At 66.0% G+C, this 15811-nt stretch carries 17 protein-coding genes and 1 tRNA gene; 7 read left to right on the top strand and 11 right to left on the bottom strand.

The window, feature by feature from the left end:
* Positions 1–4: 4 nt before the first annotated feature.
* The gene (locus IEW24_RS09455; protein WP_188577813.1) at positions 5–1960 is read right to left on the bottom strand and encodes a hypothetical protein; all 1956 of its coding nucleotides are present in this window, start codon (positions 1958–1960) and stop codon (positions 5–7) included.
* A 301-nt stretch (positions 1961–2261) separates the two neighbouring features.
* Here IEW24_RS09455 and IEW24_RS09450 point away from each other — a divergent pair, with 301 nt between their 5' ends.
* Positions 2262–3368 carry an AI-2E family transporter gene (locus IEW24_RS09450; protein WP_188577811.1) on the top strand — a complete coding sequence of 369 codons (1107 nt, stop codon included), beginning with the start codon at positions 2262–2264 and terminating at the stop codon, positions 3366–3368.
* A gap of 55 nt (positions 3369–3423) precedes the next feature.
* Here the strand turns inward: IEW24_RS09450 and IEW24_RS09445 are convergent.
* Together IEW24_RS09445 and IEW24_RS09440 are read right to left on the bottom strand one after the other, a co-directional pair.
* Positions 3424–3499 (bottom strand) — tRNA-Lys (locus IEW24_RS09445).
* Positions 3500–3639: 140 nt separating this feature from the next.
* Positions 3640–3894, bottom strand: a complete 255-nt coding sequence (locus IEW24_RS09440; protein WP_188577809.1) for a hypothetical protein — start codon at positions 3892–3894, stop codon at positions 3640–3642.
* 201 nt (positions 3895–4095) lie between these two features.
* Here IEW24_RS09440 and IEW24_RS09435 point away from each other — a divergent pair, with 201 nt between their 5' ends.
* Both IEW24_RS09435 and IEW24_RS09430 read left to right on the top strand, forming a co-directional pair.
* Complete coding sequence (locus tag IEW24_RS09435; protein WP_188577807.1) at positions 4096–5076, top strand: aldo/keto reductase; 981 nt, start codon at positions 4096–4098, stop codon at positions 5074–5076.
* Between the two features lie 131 nt (positions 5077–5207).
* Complete coding sequence (locus IEW24_RS09430) at positions 5208–5573, top strand: hypothetical protein (RefSeq protein ID WP_188577805.1); 366 nt, start codon at positions 5208–5210, stop codon at positions 5571–5573.
* Between the two features lie 149 nt (positions 5574–5722).
* Here IEW24_RS09430 and rpsI read toward each other — a convergent pair whose 3' ends face one another.
* The 3 genes from rpsI to IEW24_RS09415 form a co-directional block, all read right to left on the bottom strand.
* Complete coding sequence (gene rpsI / locus IEW24_RS09425) at positions 5723–6187, bottom strand: 30S ribosomal protein S9 (protein ID WP_188577803.1); 465 nt, start codon at positions 6185–6187, stop codon at positions 5723–5725.
* 2 nt (positions 6188–6189) lie between these two features.
* Positions 6190–6651, bottom strand: coding sequence for a 50S ribosomal protein L13 (gene rplM, locus IEW24_RS09420; RefSeq protein ID WP_188577801.1), 462 nt, complete (start codon positions 6649–6651; stop codon positions 6190–6192).
* 321 nt (positions 6652–6972) lie between these two features.
* On the bottom strand, positions 6973–7410 hold the full coding sequence (locus IEW24_RS09415) for a PaaI family thioesterase (protein WP_244644278.1): 438 nt from the start codon (positions 7408–7410) through the stop codon (positions 6973–6975).
* Positions 7411–7509: 99 nt separating this feature from the next.
* Here IEW24_RS09415 and IEW24_RS09410 point away from each other — a divergent pair, with 99 nt between their 5' ends.
* Both IEW24_RS09410 and IEW24_RS09405 read left to right on the top strand, forming a co-directional pair.
* Entirely contained in the window at positions 7510–8334 is an 825-nt protein-coding gene (locus IEW24_RS09410; protein ID WP_188577799.1) for an enoyl-CoA hydratase, read from the top strand.
* A 109-nt stretch (positions 8335–8443) separates the two neighbouring features.
* The gene (locus tag IEW24_RS09405) at positions 8444–9883 is read left to right on the top strand and encodes a hypothetical protein (RefSeq protein WP_188577798.1); all 1440 of its coding nucleotides are present in this window, start codon (positions 8444–8446) and stop codon (positions 9881–9883) included.
* A gap of 3 nt (positions 9884–9886) precedes the next feature.
* Here the strand turns inward: IEW24_RS09405 and IEW24_RS09400 are convergent, their stop codons facing one another.
* On the bottom strand, positions 9887–10099 hold the full coding sequence (locus IEW24_RS09400) for a DUF2842 domain-containing protein (RefSeq protein WP_188577796.1): 213 nt from the start codon (positions 10097–10099) through the stop codon (positions 9887–9889).
* Between the two features lie 255 nt (positions 10100–10354).
* Here IEW24_RS09400 and IEW24_RS09395 point away from each other — a divergent pair, with 255 nt between their 5' ends.
* Complete coding sequence (locus IEW24_RS09395) at positions 10355–11413, top strand: COX15/CtaA family protein (RefSeq protein WP_210324185.1); 1059 nt, start codon at positions 10355–10357, stop codon at positions 11411–11413.
* Between the two features lie 191 nt (positions 11414–11604).
* Here IEW24_RS09395 and IEW24_RS09390 read toward each other — a convergent pair whose 3' ends face one another.
* Both IEW24_RS09390 and IEW24_RS09385 read right to left on the bottom strand, forming a co-directional pair.
* Positions 11605–12306, bottom strand: coding sequence for an LrgB family protein (locus IEW24_RS09390; RefSeq protein ID WP_188577794.1), 702 nt, complete (start codon positions 12304–12306; stop codon positions 11605–11607).
* The gene (locus IEW24_RS09385; RefSeq protein WP_188577792.1) at positions 12299–12694 is read right to left on the bottom strand and encodes a CidA/LrgA family protein; all 396 of its coding nucleotides are present in this window, start codon (positions 12692–12694) and stop codon (positions 12299–12301) included. The genes IEW24_RS09390 and IEW24_RS09385 overlap by 8 nt, the downstream gene beginning before the upstream one ends.
* Before the next feature lie 121 nt (positions 12695–12815).
* Here IEW24_RS09385 and IEW24_RS09380 point away from each other — a divergent pair, with 121 nt between their 5' ends.
* The gene (locus IEW24_RS09380) at positions 12816–13742 is read left to right on the top strand and encodes a LysR family transcriptional regulator (RefSeq protein WP_188577791.1); all 927 of its coding nucleotides are present in this window, start codon (positions 12816–12818) and stop codon (positions 13740–13742) included.
* Positions 13743–13786: 44 nt separating this feature from the next.
* On the opposite strand, the gene IEW24_RS09375 is transcribed toward IEW24_RS09380, so the two are convergent.
* Together IEW24_RS09375 and IEW24_RS09370 are read right to left on the bottom strand one after the other, a co-directional pair.
* On the bottom strand, positions 13787–15070 hold the full coding sequence (locus tag IEW24_RS09375) for an O-acetylhomoserine aminocarboxypropyltransferase (protein ID WP_188577789.1): 1284 nt from the start codon (positions 15068–15070) through the stop codon (positions 13787–13789).
* Between the two features lie 174 nt (positions 15071–15244).
* Positions 15245–15781 carry a CoA-binding protein gene (locus tag IEW24_RS09370; protein WP_188577787.1) on the bottom strand — a complete coding sequence of 179 codons (537 nt, stop codon included), beginning with the start codon at positions 15779–15781 and terminating at the stop codon, positions 15245–15247.
* Positions 15782–15811: the final 30 nt, after the last annotated feature.

Genomic DNA, 15811 nt, shown 5'->3' with positions numbered 1-15811 from the left:
CCGATCAGCGCCGCTTGCCCGCCTTCAGCGCCTTGAGCATACGCTCGGTCTCGCGATCCAGGCTGGTGTCGCACCAGAAGCCCACCCAATCCCGTCCCCAGAAGGCGTCCAGCTTTTCCGGGGCATGGAGCGCGAGATGCATGGCCACGGTGCGCACGAGGAAGCGGCGGGAGTTGCCGTAGGCATCATAGGCTCCGGCTCCTTCCCCATTCGGGAGCCAGCCCTGCTCCAGCATGGTCGCCATCACCGGCTCTTCATCCGCATGGTGGATGAGGAAGAACAGCAGGCGGGAGCCGCCGGCGAGCGAATAGTGCTGGAACTCCTGAAGATACCAGTCCACGCCGGGATGGTAGTTGGAATAGAGATGCAGGGCATAGCCCTCGAAGGCAGCAAGAAGGCCGGCCCGGAAGCGCGGATTGGCGCTGCCGAAATCCGCCACCGTCAGGTGATCGGCCAAGGTCAGCCGGCTCTTGAAGGCGGTGTCCATCACATCAGGCAGATCGGGCGCGGCGAAATGCGTTGCGGCAGCCTTGCGCGCCAGTGGGTGCCGCATCGTTGAGGCGAGCGCGAACACCTTGTCCGCCTGCTCCTCGGGCAAGGCCGAGACCGCCGCCAGCAGAGCCTCGCCCAGCCCTATCTTGACGAGACGCCAGAGGAGGTTCGCCGCCTCGCCATGGCCTCCATCCCCGGCGAAAGGCCGGGCCGTGGCCACCCGCTGGCCTGCCGCCGGCCCCTTCACCCATTCGTGCCGAACCGGAGGCGGCGCATGCTGGGCGATGAGACGCGCGGCACGTGTGATGTCGAGGCCATCGGGATTGAGCGCCGCATCATGGCAGAAGGCGGCCATAGACGGGCTGTGCCACTTCGAACGACCCGCGCCGGGATGGGGAAACATCAGCGCCGGCAGCACGCGATCCGCCTCGAAGGCGACCCGGGACCGGCCCCAGCCCGAGGCGTCGAACGCCGCACGGGAGGCCGTCTCCTCATTGTCGCCGCAGCGGGAGCCAGCCACCACGCGGAACTTCACCACCGGCGCGCCGGGCTGGATCAGCTTGCGCGAGACGAAGCAGCGGGCCTTCTTCTTGCCGCCCAGCTCTCCGTCGCGCACGGAAGCGAGCGGCACGGAGGCGGGATCATCCAGCGCCAGCTTCGGGACTTTCAGCTCCTCACGCAGGAAGGCTTCATAGGCGGGCGTTGCGGCGAGCGCGCCCAGCCACTCGTTCTGTCGCATGTCCTGTGTCCAGGCCATGCTCTCGGCGCCCACCAGATCGAACCGCCACATAAGGTCATAGCCTGTGCGGGCCAGATGGCGGGCCAGTGCCAGAGCCTCTTCGTGGCGGCCAAGTACGGCCAGGAGGCATACGGCGTCGAAGCCGAAATTGTGACCGTCCTCGACCGGGCTGTCCCTGTAGGCGGGCAAGCGTGCGTCGAGAAAAGACGCTGCGCGCTCCGGCAACTTGGCCAAAAGCGCCATTTCCAGCAGTTGCGCATCGAACTTCCGCACGAGGCTGTAACGCCGATCGAGCTCGGGGCTTTCGGCGATGCTCAGCTGCCGCTCCATTATCCAGCGGCGGTCGTAGCAGAACGGGCCGAAACCGGAGAGGCGCGGGTCCGCCGCAGCGGCGGCGAACAGCGCATCGCCGGCCTCATGGGACGTGCCTTTCTGGTCCCGATGGAAATCGACCATCAGCCAGGCAGCTTCCCACATCTGGCCAGCTGCGATGGCCGCCTCGATCAGCGGCACGAACAGGGCCGGACAGACGCTCACCAGCGCGCTGAGACGGACGGTCGGCGTGGCATGGCGCGGCGGTGAGTAGAAATGACCGGCGAAATCCGTGAGCAGCGCACGTACCTCACCGGCCTGCCCGGACTTGTTCAGCGCTCCAGCCACCAGGAAAGCAGCGAGGCTGGCCAGGGGATGGGGCCGCTCCTGCCCGTAAAGGCTCGTATCCCGCGGCAACACCGCTGCCTCCGGCAGGCGGGTGCGGAATGCGACGAGGGCAGCTGCAGGATCTCCACTCCCGAATGCGACTTCCAGTTCCTGCGCAAGAAACTGAACGGCGGGCTCGGAATCGGCGGAAATCCATGACGGCATGCGGCAGCGGCTCCGTATCGGCAGGGGCCGCATGGATCGCCCATACCTGATGAATGGCGCTTGAATGCTGGGTCGGGGTCTGCCGCCCGGCCTGCGCAACGCCGGATGCCAGATGCGAGCGAATGTCCTATAGGGGAAGGTACCCGATGCGAGGCCATTCCCCTTGATGAAAGCACCGAACGCCCAGCAGATCAGTTTCTTCGTGCTGATTTCACTGATCACCGCCGCCTTCATCTGGCTTCTGCTGCCCTTCTACGGTGCGGTGCTCTGGGCTGTGATCCTCGCGATCCTCTTCAACCCGCTGCAGCGCTGGCTGGTCCGCATTCTCAACGGGCACGAAAACCTGGCAGCGGCCCTGAGCGTGCTGGCCTGCATCTGCATCGTGGTCATCCCCGGCTCCATGATCCTGGCCTCATTGGCTCAGGAAGCGACCAGCGTCTACCAGCGCCTCTCGACCCAGGAGTTCAACGCCGCCGACATGGCGGCGCGCGCCCGCGACGCCCTGCCCGGCTTCGTCCGCGACATGCTGCCGGAATTCAATCTGGATACGTTGCGGGACATTCAGGGACGCCTGGTCTCCATCCTCGGCCAGACGTCCCAGATCATCGCCACGCAGGCGCTCAGCATCGGCCAGGGCACGGCGCAGCTGTTCGTCAGCCTCGGCGTGATGCTCTACATGCTGTTCTTCCTGTTCCGCGACGGCCCCTCGCTGGCCGGGCGGATCCGCCGGACGAGCCCGCTCAGCCCGCACCACACGGACAGCCTGTTCACCAAATTCTCCGACGTGGTGCAGGCCACGGTGAAGGGCAATGTGATCATCGCCGCCGTTCAGGGCGCCATCGGCGGCGTCGCATTCTGGGCTCTGGGCATCGAGGGTGCGTTGCTGTGGGGCGTGCTGATGGCCATGCTGTCGCTTGTGCCGGCGGTGGGCGCGGCGCTGGTCTGGGCGCCGGCCGCAGCCTATCTGCTGTTCAGCGGGCAGTATGTGAAGGGCATCATCCTGCTCGGCATCGGGGTGTTCGTGATCGGCCTGATCGACAATCTGCTGCGCCCGCCGCTGGTGGGCAAGGGCACCCGTCTGCCCGACTATGTGGTTCTGGTTTCCACGCTGGGGGGCCTGTCGCTGTTCGGCGTGAACGGCTTCGTCATCGGCCCGCTGATCGCGGCCCTCTTCGTCGCCGTATGGGCGCTGTTCGCGGACGACCATGGCCAGCCGGCTCTCGCGGCCGCGCGTCCGGCCGAAGACACGGACCTGCCCGGCACAGACGCCTGACGGAAAGGTCGTCAAACGGGCCGGCGGAGTGCAACTGTGCGGAACGGGGAGATGGTGGTGAGCCCGAAGGGATTCGAACCCTTGACCCCATGATTAAAAGTCACGTGCTCTACCGACTGAGCTACGGGCTCACTGAGGGTGCGTGGTAGGCTGCGACGGGCGCAGGGTCAAGGGCGGGCGCCTCAAGAGATGTGCGCAGCGTGCAGGATGAGGCGTCCCGCAAAGCAAAACGGGGCCCGAAGGCCCCGCCGCACCGAGCAAACGACAGCCGTCAGCCGCCCATCATCGCCTTTTCGGCAGCTTCCATGGCCTTCGCCTTGGGATTGGCCGTGCAATAAGCCTTCATCTTGGTATCCATGTCGGCCGCCATCTTGTCGGTGGCCGCATCCCCGGTCTTGGGGGTCGGGCCAGCTTGCGCCGCAAGCTTGAGATAATCGGCGCACGACATGTCCGGATTGCTGACCTGAGCCAGCGAAGGAGTGGCAGCGAGGGCGGCCACAACGAGTATAAGGGAAGTAAAACGCACGGTGTGTCCTTTCCTAGACGCACTGGCATATACGTTGCCATCCTATGGCGGTAAATACGTATTCCTGACCGTATGCGCGGACCGGCAGTCCATTTTTGAGTGCATTGCTGACGTTGGGATAGGCGTGTCGGGAGGCGCCGGAAGGCTTTCGTCTTTCAGAACGCAGGATAAGATGCCGCTCCCGCCTCTGGAGTCTGCCCCATGGAATTCGTGAAGCTCGGCCGCACCGGCCTCGATGTCTCGCGCCTCTGCCTCGGCTGCATGAGCTATGGCGTGCCCGATCGCGGCCCCCATCCTTGGTCGCTGCCGGAGGATGAGAGCCGGCCCTTCTTCCGCAGGGCTTTCGATGCCGGAATCACCTTCTTCGACACCGCCAACGTCTATTCCGACGGCACCAGCGAGGAATTCCTCGGCCGCGCCATCAAGGATCTCGGCCACCGCGACGATCTGGTGATCGCCACCAAGGTCTATAACCGCATGCGCCCCGGCCCCTATGGCGCCGGCCTTTCACGCAAGGCGATCCTGGCCGAGATCGACAACAGCCTGCGGCGCCTCGGCACCGATTATGTGGATCTCTACCAGATCCACCGCTGGGACTACGGCACGCCCATCGAGGAGACGCTGGAGGCGCTGGACGCCGTCGTGCGCGCCGGCAAGGTCCGCTACCTCGGCGCCTCCTCCATGCATGCGTGGCAGTTCGCCAAAGCCCTGGCCCTGCAGGAGCAGAACGGCTGGGCCCGGTTCGTCAGCATGCAGAATCAGGTCAATCTGATCTATCGCGAGGAAGAGCGGGAGATGCTGCCGCTGTGCGCCGATCAGGGCGTGGGCGTCATTCCTTGGAGCCCGCTGGCGCGCGGCCGCGTCACCCGGCCTTGGGACGAGAACACCTACCGCACCGAAACCGACGAGGTGATGAAGGCGCTCTACACCAAGACCGCCGAAGCCGACCGACAGGTTGTGGAGCGGATCAGCGCTGTTGCCGCCGCGCGTGGCGTGCCCATGGCGCAGGTGGCCCTCGCCTGGGTCCTGCAGAAGCCGGAGATCACCGCCCCTATCATCGGCGCCACCAAGGCCGGGCATCTGGACGATGCCATCGCCGCTCTCGCGCTGAAGCTGGAGCCCGCGGAAATCGCCGCGCTGGAGGAGCCCTACGTGCCCCACACGGTGGCCGGCTTCAAATAAGGCTTATGGCACAAAATGTTGCGGCGGCGCCCCACCGGGGGCTGCCGCAGCACGCGGGGCGCAGCCACGGCTTGCGTCTCGCGTCGGGGTACCCTAAGCGACTACAGGTATCCGTTCCCCTGGGGGTTGGCATGGCGAAGGTCTGGTCTTTCATGGGCGTGTCCGCCCGGCGCGGCATCGGCCTGTGCGTGCTTTCGGCATCGGCTCTGCTGGCCCCGCTCCCCGTTGCGCTTGCGCAGTCGAGCGGCCCGGTGCCGCATATCGAGATCCATCCCCGCAAGCCGGACGTGATCGAACTGCCGGTGATCCCGCAGGGCAACTATCTGAACCCCGGGCCCGGCGCGCCGATCCGCCCCGATGTACCGCTCGGCGATGACCGCAACGAGAACTATGTGTTCCCGCAGGATATCGACGTCCTGGACGGCGGCTCCCCGCCCGGCGACCCCACCTCGGGTGGCGGCTTCAGCCCCCTGCCGGCCGATACCCCGAGCTTCTGAGACAACAGCCAGAATCGAAAAGGCCGGGCATCTGCCCGGCCTTTTTCGTTTCACGGTCCGCCCACCAAAGGCCATGCGTCACTGGCATGCGGGCATAAAAAAACGGCGGGGAAATCCCCGCCGTTCTTCCAAAGGTCTGTGAGGACCGATCAGCGCTTCGAGAACTGGAAGCTGCGGCGGGCCTTGGCCTTGCCGTACTTCTTGCGCTCGACCACGCGGCTGTCGCGGGTCAGGAAGCCACCCTTCTTCAGCGGGCTGCGCAGCTCGGGCTCATAATAGGTGAGCGCGCGGGACAGGCCATGGCGCAGCGCGCCGGCCTGGCCGGAGAGACCACCGCCGGACACCGTGCAGACGATGTCGTAGGCGCCTTCACGGCCCGCAGCCTGGAAGGGCTGGTTGATGATCAGACGCAGCACGGGACGGGCGAAATACACCTCGACCGGACGGTCGTTCACGGTGATCTTGCCGGTGCCGGGACGAATCCACACGCGGGCGACCGCGTCCTTGCGCTTGCCGGTGGCATAGGCGCGGCCCTGCTTGTCCAGCTTCTGGACATGCACGGGGGCTTCGGGCTGGGTCGACAGAGCGTCGAGGGACTGGAAAGCCTCGGCCATGGTCAGATCCTCACATTCTTGCTGTTGAGGGCGGCCACGTCGAGGACGGTCGGCTGCTGGGCCTCATGCGGATGGCTCGGGCCCTTGTAAACGCGCAGGTTGCCCATGATCTTGCGGCCGAGCGGGCCACGGGCGAGCATGCGCTCCACGGCCTTTTCGATCACGCGCTCGGGGAAACGACCTTCGAGGATGAACTTCGCAGTCCGCTCCTTGATGCCGCCCGGGAAACCGGTGTGGTGGTAGTAGACCTTCTGGTCGCGCTTGCGGCCGGTCAGGACTGCCTTCTCCGCATTGATGACCACGACGTTGTCGCCGGTGTCCACGTGCGGGGTGAAGGTGGCGCGGTGCTTGCCGCGCAGGCGCATGGCGATGACAGTCGCGAGGCGGCCGACCACGAGGCCGGAAGCGTCGATCACCACCCACTTCTTTTCGATATCGGCGGGCTTGGCCGAATACGTCTTCATGGGGTTCGTTTCCAAATGAGAAGGCCGGGCGACGCGTTTTGGCGCGCTGTCCGGCGATGCAGGGGCTTCTACCGGAGGCCGCATGCGCGGTCAACGTGAGTACGCCCGATTTTATGACGTAAAATCAATGGCTTGAAAAAATGGTGCTATAACACCACAAAATAAAGCCTGTTTTTCGGGGCTTTTGTCCCCTGCCCCATGCCATCGGCAACCGGACACCACTGCCGCACGGCAAACCAGAGCAGGCCGTGCATGTGCACCGCTCCGGCAACACCAAAAGCCGGCTCGAAGCCGGCGTGACGGTTGCCCCGGATGGTCGGATCAGTGGTTGGGAATGTGGTAGGTGGCCACGCAATGGGCCACCAGTTCGTGGCTCTTGGAGGTCCGCAGGCCGATCTCGCCCACGCACAGGCGCCGCCCCACCTTGATCAGGTGCGCGTCGGCGATCACCGCACCGGGCTCGGGCTTGCGCAGGAAATTGATGTTGAGATTCGTGGTCACGGCCAGCGTCACCGGCCCGAGCTCGGCAAGGAGCGCCACATACATGGTGATGTCGGCGAGCGCCATCAGCGCGGGACCGGACACCGTTCCGCCCGGGCGCAGATGCTCCTGGCCGGCCTCAAGGCGCACGGTGGCGGCGCCGGGCGCGACAGCCTCGATGCGGTGCGGACGACCGGGTCCAAAAGACTGCGGATACTCGCGGGAGAGAAACTCCTCCATATCCGCTACCGACATTCCGGCGCCACTGACCGACAGCATTGCTCACATTCTCCCTGGGCAGCCTACCTATGACGCGCCAAGCTTGTTTGAAGCTGCATAAGATAACATCAACACAGAGAACAATACGGGAGGATCAGCATGCATGCACCCCACACCGCCGTCCCCACCGCCGACGATGCCTTCACGCGCCTGGATAATCGTGACGGTGTTGCATGCCTGACCCTTGCGCGACCGTCGAGCCGCAACAGCCTGTCGGAACGCATGATGGCCGAGCTGACCACCGCGCTCGACCAGTTGGCGGACGACAAGGATGTGCGCGCCATCGTGCTGGCAGCCGACGGCCCGGCCTTCTCCGCCGGCCACGACCTCAAGGAAATCCAGTCCCATCGCAACGATTCCGACCGGGGCCGCGCCTATTTCGAGGACGTGCTGCGCCGCTGCGCCACCCTCATGACCCGTATCGTCCGCCAGCCCCAGCCCGTGATCGCGGCCGTGGAGGGCATGGCCACCGCCGCCGGCTGCCAACTGGTGGCGAGCTGCGATCTGGCAGTTGCGGGTGCGGACGCCCGCTTCTGCACTCCGGGCGTCAATATCGGCCTGTTCTGCCACACGCCCATGGTGGCGCTGACCCGTTCCGTGGGCCGCAAGCACGCCATGGAGATGCTGCTGCTGGGCGACTGGGTGAAGGCCGAGGAGGCCCATCGCATGGGGCTGGTGAACCGGGTGGTGCCATCCGGCGAGGCGCTGGCGGGGGCAATGGATTTCGCCCGACAGATCGCCGCCAAATCACGCGTGCCGGTGAAGCTGGGCAAAGCGGCTTTCTATACGCAGGCGGAAATGGGCCTCGACGACGCCTATGCCTATGCGTCGCAGGTGATGGCCGAAAATATGCTCGCCCGCGATGCGGATGAGGGAATCAGCGCCATGATCGGAAAGCGTCAGCCATACTGGGAAGACCGCTGAAGCCGTTATGCCGCAAGCATTTCTCGACTTTACCATCTATCAACCATAAGAGGCCACGCTGGTCCTGAAACCTTTCGAATCAAACGGAAGGCTTGGGAAAGAGCGAGCGATGGCGCAGACATTCGCCTTCGAGGCAGCCATGACGGACACCGACACGCCGACGACGTGGCTGGCGCGGCGCGGACCCGCGCTTGCCTGGCTTCTCGTCGGCCTGCTGGCGCTCGTTCTCTGCCTGCCGCTGCGCTACACCTCCCATGCGGAGTTGAGCTTCGAGATGGCGACGCAGCCCGCCCCGGCGGTGGTGCGGGGCAATATCCAGTTGCTGTCCTCCCGCGAACTGGCCTTCGAGGTCGCCCGCGCACTCGGCCCCGTCGACACCAAGGCGCTGGCCGCCCAATCGACACCCCTGCTCACCTCCCTCTGGCGTCGGCCGGACGGCGACGAGGCGGCGCTCATGAACCGCGCCGCCCGCACGCTGGCTGAAGCGCTGGCCGTGAGCGCGCAGCAGAACGGCCGCGCGCTGGATATCGCCGTGTCCCTGCCGGATGCCGCCCGCGCCCGGCGGGTCGCAAATGCCTATGCCGGCGCGTTGCTGACGCTGGACGCCAGCGTGCGCGAAGGCGCCGATGCCCCGCGCGACCCGGCCCCCACCCTGCGGCTGGCCAGCCCTGCCAGCAGTGCCCGCATGCCCGACCTGCCTTCCACGGGCGCGCTGGTGCTGCTCGCGATTGCTGCCGGCCTTGCCGCAGCCACCACGCTGCATCTGCGCCGCCGCCCCGCGCGGCTGACCGGCGCCGTGGTGCACAATGCGCTGCCGCAGGAATGCCCCAGCGATCGTCGCGTCTCCTGGCTGCGCTCGACGGCGGGGGGAAGCCTCGCGCCCGATGCGGCCGTGGACCGGCTCATGGATACGGTCGGCTCGGCAGAGAAGAGTGATCTCGTCATTCTCACCTCGGGCGATCTGCCGGACGAGTCCGCCGCCTGCAGCCTCATGCTGGCCCGGCGGCTGGCCGACAGCGAGGATCAGGTGGTGTTCGTGGCGCTGGACGGCGAAGCCTCCATCCTGTCTCGCCTCACCCTCGATCCGCGTGCGCCGGGCATGGCTGAGTTGCTGTTCGGCGTGGCAAGCTTCAGCGAATGCATCCATCGCGACGTCGCGTCCCGCGCCCACCTCATCCCGCCGGGCCGCGACAATCGCAGCGGTGCCAGCGTGGTGAATGCGGAGCGCCTGACGCTGATCCTGCAGGCCCTGCGCCAGACCTACAGCCGCGTCATCGTCGCCGCGCCGGGCCTTGCCGGCACGCCGGGGGCTGAACGGCTGGCGGCGCTCTCGCCGCTGCTCATCGCCCTGCATGAAGACACCACTGGCGCGGTGGAGGCTTATGACGGGCTCGCCGCCAAGGGTTTTGCCCGGGTGGTGATGCTCCCGCTGAACTTCGCCGATGACGCGCGCGAGGCAGACACGGCGCCCGAGACGGACGCCGCTCTGGCCCTGCCGGTGCCGAGCCTTATGACACCTGTCCAACAGCCGGCGTCTCACGCGGCCTGAGGATCAGACCTTCCGGTCGGGCCGCTCCATCCAGCGGATGAGCACCATGGCCGGCAGCACCCAGGCAATGCCCAGCAGCACGTAGCACACCGTCTGCCATGCCCAGGGCAGATCGGTGACACGGCCCTGCGCCAGCGCCATGGCGCTGACAGCCCAGACCACCACCAGCACCAGCATGAGCACCGTGCCGATCAGCTTTCGCACCCGCTGGCGCATGCGCCCTCCCTGTTGAATCATCACTTTAAAACAAGAGTTACCCCGACACATCAACAGCTTGTCGGCGAACATTCACCTGATTCCCAACTTCAGGAAGCGCTCCGCCCGCCCCCGCTGCTGCTTTCCGTCACGCACAGGTGCACGCTCCCCGCGACGGCATGCCTTGCACGGCCATGTTCCGGTCTATAACGGATCGCGCCGGGAGGGCAGATGCAGGAGCATGGAGTGATGTCGCAGGCGCAGGGGATTTCCGTCATGGACGCGGCGCACCCGCCGACCGTCACGGGCCATCGCGCGGTTCGCCTCTGGCTCTATGCGGTTTCGGCCCTGATCGTGCTCATGGTGGTAGTGGGCGGCGCCACGCGCCTCACCGAGTCGGGGCTTTCCATCACCGAATGGAAGCCCGTCACCGGCACCCTGCCGCCACTCTCGGAGGCCGCATGGCAGGCGGAATTCGAGAAGTACAAGACCATTCCCCAGTACGAGATCCTCAACAAGGGCATGGGGCTGGAAGGCTTCAAGCGCATCTTCTGGTGGGAGTGGGGCCATCGGCTGCTGGGCCGTATCATCGGCTTTGCCTTCTTCCTGCCCTTCGTCTGGTTCGCCGTGCGCGGCGTGCTGCGCGGCGCCCTCCTTGCCCGTTGCCTTGCCCTGTTCGTGCTGGGCGGCCTGCAAGGCGCTGTGGGCTGGTGGATGGTGGCCTCCGGCCTCACCCAGCGCACCTCCGTGAGCCAGTATCGCCTCGCCATCCATCTCACGCTGGCCTGCATCATTCTCGCCGCCACGGTGTGGGTAGCGCGCGGGCTCACCGCACGGGCGCGGCAGGCGGTGCCCGGCCGCGTGCGCGCCGGTGCCTATGTGCTGGTGGGCCTCGTGCTGTTGCAGATCTTCGCCGGCGGACTGGTGGCCGGGCTGGATGCAGGGCTGACCTTCAACACCTGGCCGCTGATGGACGGGCGCTTCATCCCCCATGCCTCCCAACTCGGGGCCATGGAGCCGGCGTGGCGCAACCTGTTCGAGAACGTCATGACGGTGCAGTTTGTGCACCGGATGATCGCCTATACGCTGTTCGCCGTAGCGGCGCTGCACGCTCTGGATGCCGGCCGCATCGGCGGCCCGGCGGGGCGCGGAGCGTGGATCCTGTTCGCCCTCATCGCGGGTCAGGCGACACTGGGCGTGCTGACGCTCATCCACATGGTGCCGCTGGACATCGCCCTTGCCCACCAGTTCGGCGCTGCCGTGGTGCTCATCGTGGCGACCGTCCACGCCAGCGATGTGGCCCGCGCGCAAGCGCCTGTCCCCGCCCTGGCCTAGAGCATGTCCGGCTTGGATTGCTTTGCAATTCAAGCGACAATACGTTCTCTATCAATGAGTTGGAGTGTTTCTGCGTTTCCATGAAACACGGAAACGCTCCAGGCAACGGGCGCACCCGCCATCCGAACGAAAACAGGCGGTCCCGCTGGGACCGCCTGTTTTCGTTTGCTCGCCCTTTCCCGCTTTCGGGATCAGGTCATCATCAGCGCGACCACCGGGGCCATCATCAGGTTGAAGCAGCCGGCGAGGATCATCACGAGGCCGGCGATGGAGCCCTCCTCGGCGCCGATCTGGTGGGCCTTGGCGACACCCGCACCGTGGGCGCCCATGCCCAGGAAGGCACCCCGCGCCAGTGAAGAGCGCAGCGGCATCACCCGCAGCATAAACTCGCCGAACGCCGCCCCGGTCACGCCGGTGATGATGACGAACACAGCGGTCAATTCCGGCATGCCGCCCAGATCGCTGGACACCGCCATGGCGAAGGGCGTGGAGGTGGAACGCGGCAGCAGGCTGGTGCGCAGAGCCGCCGGGATGTCGAGGTAATAGGCCAGCGCGAAGGCGGTGCCGATGGCCGTGGTGCTGCCGATGGCGACACCTGCCAGCAGAACCGGCCAATGGCGCTTGATGGTCTCACGATGCTCATAGAGCGGGATGGCGAAGGCCACCGTCGCCGGCCCCATCATCAGCGCCAGCCAGTGGGTGCCCTTGATGTAGGAGGCATAGCCCGCATGCAGCAGGAGGATGATCGCCCCCACCATGATCGGGGCCAGCAGCAGCGGAGAGGACCACCAGGCCGGAAACCGCTTGGCGATGATCCGCGCCAGCACATAGCAGCCGATGGTGATGACCGACCAGAACAGCGCGGTCAGCACGCCTTGCATGGCGTCAGGCATGGCGGGCTCTCCAGCGGTAGCACAGGTCCACGGTCAGCGCCGTGGAGGCCATCACGAGGACCGTGCCCACCACGATCACCGCCGCGATCTTGAGGCCGACGGCCCCGAGGAATTCCGAGTGATCCAGCACCGCCAGAACCGACGGCACGAAGAACAGCAGCATTTCCGCCAGCAGCCATTTGGCCCCACCCGAGACCGAATGAACCTTCAGCACGCCGGAACCCAGCAGCGCCAGAACCGCGACCATGCCGATCACGCCCGCCGGCAGCGGCAGGTCGAAGGCGCGCACCGCCAGATCGCTGACGAACCAGACGATGGCGAGCAGGACCACCTGCGCCAGACGTGTGCGGCGCAACATGGTGAGGAGGGAGAAGGAGCGCTGGATCATGGCGATGCTTTGGAAATGCTGGAAGGTGCCGGCGACTCCGGCTTGCCCATATCATTACGCTGCATCGCAGTATGCGTAAAATGAATTGGCGGAATTTAGATAAGTCGCATATGGAATAGTAATGGAATTACGAACCCTTCGCGCCTTCGTCGAGGTGGTGCGGCAGGGCGGCTTCTCGCAGGCCGCCAAGGCCGTGTTCGCCACTCAGAGCACCATCAGCAAAGCGGTGAAGCAGCTGGAGGAGGAGCTTGGCGTCCCCCTCCTCGACCGCGTCGGCCACAAGAGCAAGCTGACGGCGGCGGGCGAGATCGTTTATCGCCGTGCCCTCACCATGCTGGCAGAGCGCGACGACCTCGTGGCCGAGCTGGGTGAATTGCGCGGCCTCAAGCGCGGCAGCCTGCGCCTCGGCCTGCCGCCGCTGGGCTCGGACACGCTGTTCGCGCCGCTGTTCGCCCTCTATCGCAGTCGTTATCCCGGCATCGAGATCCAGCTCGTGGAGCACGGCAGCGCCCGGCTGGAGGAGATGATCCTCACCGGCGAACTGGACCTGGCCGGCTCCCTGCTGCCGGTGGCGGAGGATTTCGAGTGGCAGTCCGTGCACGCTGAGCCGCTGATGGCGCTCTTGCCGGCGGCCCATCCGCTCGCCCTCGCCGCCTCCTGCGATTTCATCTCGCTCGCGGACTCGCCCCTCCTGCTGTTCGAGGAAGGCTTTGCCCTCAACAAGGTGCTGCGCGAGGCATGGCAGCAGCGCGGCGTCCATCCCGCCATTGTCGCGCGCAGTGGCCAGATCGACTTCCTCGTGGGTCTGGTGGCGGCCGGCATGGGCGTGGCTTTCCTGCCGCGCATGATCGCCGCCCAGCGCCAGCATCCCGGCGTCGCCCGTGTGCTTCTGGACGAGCCGGCAACCAGCTGGCACATGGCGCTGGTCTGGCGGCGCGGCGGCTACCTGTCCCACGCGGCCCGCGCCTGGCTGGCGCTGAGCCGCGAGGTGCATGGGGACGGCAATGGCCGTCTGAGAGCCGGATCGGATCAGATTGCATCAATCTGATCCGTGAATCCGCCTCTCACACTTCAACGGATCTCCGCTTCCAATCAGAGCTTGGCGAGCGCCTGATCGAGATCGGCGATGATGTCGGCGGCATCCTCGATGCCGATGGACAGACGCACCACCTCCGGCCCGGCGCCGGCCAGCGTCTTCTGCTCGTCGGAGAGCTGACGATGGGTGGTGGAGGCGGGATGGATGATCAGCGAGCGGGTGTCGCCGATATTCGCCAGATGCGAGAACAGCTCCACGTTGGAGACAAGGCTCACGCCCGCCTCATAGCCGCCCTTCAGCCGGAAGGTGAACACCGCGCCCGCCCCCTTGGGCAGATAGGTCTTGGCAAGGTCGTAGTAACGGTCGCCGGGCAGGCCGGCGTAATTGACTCCTGCCACCGCCGGATGCTGGCTGAGGAATTTCGCCACCTCCAGCGCATTGTCCGAATGCTTCTGCACGCGCAAACCCAGCGTCTCGATGCCGGTGAGGATCAGGAAGGCGTTGAAGGGCGACAGCGCCGGGCCGAGATCGCGCAGGCCGAGCACGCGGCAGGCGATGGCGAAGGCGAAATTGCCGAACGTCTCGTGCAGCACGATGCCCTGATATTCCGGGCGCGGCTTGGTGAGGAAGGGATATCGCCCCGAGGCCGTCCAGTCGAACGTGCCGCCGTCCACGATCACGCCGCCGATGGAATTGCCATGGCCGCCAAGGAACTTGGTGGCGGAATGGATGACGATATCGGCGCCATGCTCGAAGGGGCGCCACAGATAGGGCGTGGCCAGCGTGTTATCCACGATCAGCGGCACGCCCGCCTTCTTCGCCACCGCCGAAATGGCCTTCAGATCCGTGACGATGCCGCCCGGATTGGCGATGCTCTCCACGAAGATGGCCTTGGTCTTCGGCGTCACCGCGGCTTCGAAGCTGGAGATGTCGTCCGGATCCGCCCACACCACGTTCCAGCCATAGCTCTTGAAGGCATGGTTGAACTGGTTGATGGAGCCGCCATAGAGCTTGCGGGAGGCGATGAACTCATCGCCCGGCTCCAGCAGCGTGTGGAACACCAGATGCTGGGCCGCATGGCCGGAGGCCACACCCAGCGCCGCCGTGCCGCCCTCCAGTGCCGCCACCCGCTCTTCCAGCACCGAAACGGTGGGATTGCCGATGCGGGTGTAGATGTTGCCAAAGGTCTGCAGGCCGAACAGCGCCGCCGCATGGTCCACATCGTCGAAGACGAAGGAGGTCGTCTGATAGATGGGCGTCGCCCGCGCTCCCGTGGTCGGGTCGGGCTGCGCGCCGGCATGGATGGCGAGGGTGGAAAAGCCGGGGGTGTGGTCGCTCATAAGCGTCTCTCCTTGCCGCCGGGGCACGCACCGGAGGGCGCGGACAGCCGGCAGAATTCCTCCGCGCGAAAGCTCGTTCGGCTACCGCGTCACACGCATCATGCAGTCATGCGGGGTGGATATCCAGCCAACCCGCGTGCGGCATGTTGATTGTGGAATTCTCCGAAACTGGAGCTACTTCTTCCAGCCGGACCGATCGAGGGACAGGCGCTGCACGCCCTGCCCCAGCCTCAGCGGCCGCTTGGAGGAGATGGTCCGGCTGTTCACCCCGGTCCAGCCGATCTCACCGGAGAGACGGGCATATTCGATCTTGGGGCAGCGGTTCATCACCACCTTGAGTCCCGCCGCCTCGGCTTTCGAGGCGGCCTCGTCATTGCGCACGGTGAGCTGCATCCAGATCACCTTGGGCAGCGGCGAGAGCGCCAGCGCGTCATCCACGACCTGCGGCACATGCTCGGAGGCGCGGAAGATGTCCACCATGTCGATGGGCTCGGGAATGTCCTTCAGCGTGGCATAGGTAAGCAGGCCGGCGATCTCCTTGCCCGCCTGCCCCGGATTGACCGGGAACACCTTGAAGCCGCGCTCGGCCAGATATTTGGTGACGAAGAAGGACGGGCGGGCGGCATTGGCGCTCGCCCCCACGATGGCGATGGTCTTCACCTCGCTCAGGATGCTGCGGATATAGGCGTCGGCGTAGTGATCGTGATCCAAGCCCACTCTCCTTGTGCGTCTCCTCGCCCG

Source organism: Azorhizobium oxalatiphilum (assembly GCF_014635325.1).
Classification (GTDB): Bacteria; Pseudomonadota; Alphaproteobacteria; order Rhizobiales; family Xanthobacteraceae; genus Azorhizobium; species Azorhizobium oxalatiphilum.
The sequence above is the reverse complement of the archived record's forward strand: the minus strand, read 5'-3'. Positions and strand labels throughout refer to the sequence as shown.

Bases quoted from the DNA above. Each gene is read 5' to 3' on its own strand.
- IEW24_RS09400 (WP_188577796.1), bottom strand. From the start codon at position 10,099: ATGCGCCAGCGGGTGCGAAAGCTGATCGGCACGGTGCTCATGCTGGTG.
- IEW24_RS09450 (WP_188577811.1), top strand. From the start codon at position 2,262: ATGAAAGCACCGAACGCCCAGCAGATCAGTTTCTTCGTGCTGATTTCA.
- IEW24_RS09410 (WP_188577799.1), top strand. From the start codon at position 7,510: ATGCATGCACCCCACACCGCCGTCCCCACCGCCGACGATGCCTTCACG.
- rplM (WP_188577801.1), bottom strand. From the start codon at position 6,651: ATGAAGACGTATTCGGCCAAGCCCGCCGATATCGAAAAGAAGTGGGTG.
- IEW24_RS09390 (WP_188577794.1), bottom strand. From the start codon at position 12,306: ATGCCTGACGCCATGCAAGGCGTGCTGACCGCGCTGTTCTGGTCGGTC.
- IEW24_RS09435 (WP_188577807.1), top strand. From the start codon at position 4,096: ATGGAATTCGTGAAGCTCGGCCGCACCGGCCTCGATGTCTCGCGCCTC.
- IEW24_RS09415 (WP_244644278.1), bottom strand. From the start codon at position 7,410: ATGCTGTCGGTCAGTGGCGCCGGAATGTCGGTAGCGGATATGGAGGAG.
- rpsI (WP_188577803.1), bottom strand. From the start codon at position 6,187: ATGGCCGAGGCTTTCCAGTCCCTCGACGCTCTGTCGACCCAGCCCGAA.
- IEW24_RS09405 (WP_188577798.1), top strand. From the start codon at position 8,444: ATGGCGCAGACATTCGCCTTCGAGGCAGCCATGACGGACACCGACACG.
- IEW24_RS09385 (WP_188577792.1), bottom strand. From the start codon at position 12,694: ATGATCCAGCGCTCCTTCTCCCTCCTCACCATGTTGCGCCGCACACGT.
- IEW24_RS09430 (WP_188577805.1), top strand. From the start codon at position 5,208: ATGGCGAAGGTCTGGTCTTTCATGGGCGTGTCCGCCCGGCGCGGCATC.
- IEW24_RS09375 (WP_188577789.1), bottom strand. From the start codon at position 15,070: ATGAGCGACCACACCCCCGGCTTTTCCACCCTCGCCATCCATGCCGGC.
- IEW24_RS09395 (WP_210324185.1), top strand. From the start codon at position 10,355: ATGGACGCGGCGCACCCGCCGACCGTCACGGGCCATCGCGCGGTTCGC.
- IEW24_RS09380 (WP_188577791.1), top strand. From the start codon at position 12,816: ATGGAATTACGAACCCTTCGCGCCTTCGTCGAGGTGGTGCGGCAGGGC.